General features: G+C 47.2%; 1 protein-coding gene. It reads left to right on the top strand.

Annotation, left to right across the window (positions count from 1 at the left end; genetic code table 11):
- Window positions 1–27: 27 nt before the first annotated feature.
- Window positions 28–997, top strand: a 970-nt coding sequence (locus ACT3RQ_RS17700; protein ID WP_444680990.1) for a hypothetical protein, incomplete at its 3' end; no start/stop codon positions are given.

Consider the following 997-nt stretch of genomic DNA (forward strand, 5'->3'; position numbering starts at 1 on the left):
ACCAGTTGGGAAAGCAAACTCTCTCTGATGCACAACAATTCAAGCCGCCATGCCAAGAACCAACGCATTGCATGGCGAGGGGACTCAGTTGACTGGTGCTTTACAACTCGCAACTGCTTTGAAGGCGGGGTGGGCAATCTTAATCAAACACAAACGGACTATACGTGGAAAACAGATTTTTCTACCTACCTGCAAAGCGGTACACTTAATTATGGGAGCGAATTAAACTATTCCAACGCACAGAAGAGTCGTGATGAAGAAGCTCGCTACTATTATTTATCCCGCTCTGCCGGTAGTGAAGAGTTTAGCTGTGCACCCGGTGACCCTGCTTGTAATGGCCTAAATGCCGCCTCAAGAGATTTGGTCTATCAACCGTTTAATGCTGAGGTAAGTGTTTATAATCATTCGCTTTGGGGTGAATATCTAAACACTTACGGAAATATAGATATTCGCGCAGGCACGCGTTACTCCTATGACGATTTTCTGGGCAACCATAACGTGGCGCCCCGCCTGACGGGCACTTGGCAGTTTGTTCCTGATACATTTTTAACGCTAGGCGCTAACCGCTACTTTGGAAGAAACATGGTAGGGTATGCGATTAATGAGCAAGTTCCAGTCCACACCTGCTACGAGCGCCAGTTGAAAAACGCCCCCGATAACAGCTATGGTGGAGTACCAGGCAAATGGGATGCCTGTAACTTTCAACCCTCGGTTACCAACTACTCTTCCTCTAACCTGCAGACCCCTTATAGTGACGAGTTGACGGCGTCACTGACGATTCCAACGTCACTGAATGGCCACTTTCGCCCTAAAGTCGTGTATCGTGAAAACCGCGATCAGTTCTCTCGCAGCGAAAAACTTACGGATCGTGATGGCAATGATTACTATACGATGTCTAACGATGGAGAGACGGATTACCTTGGTTATGCGTTGGAGTGGTCTGGTAGCTATAAAAGCCATTTTTTCAATGCAAACGTGGTTTGGTCAGAAACTCGGA

It is taken from the genome of Halomonas sp. AOP43-D1-4 (assembly GCF_052446175.1).
Taxonomy (GTDB): Bacteria; Pseudomonadota; Gammaproteobacteria; order Pseudomonadales; family Halomonadaceae; genus Vreelandella; species Vreelandella citrativorans.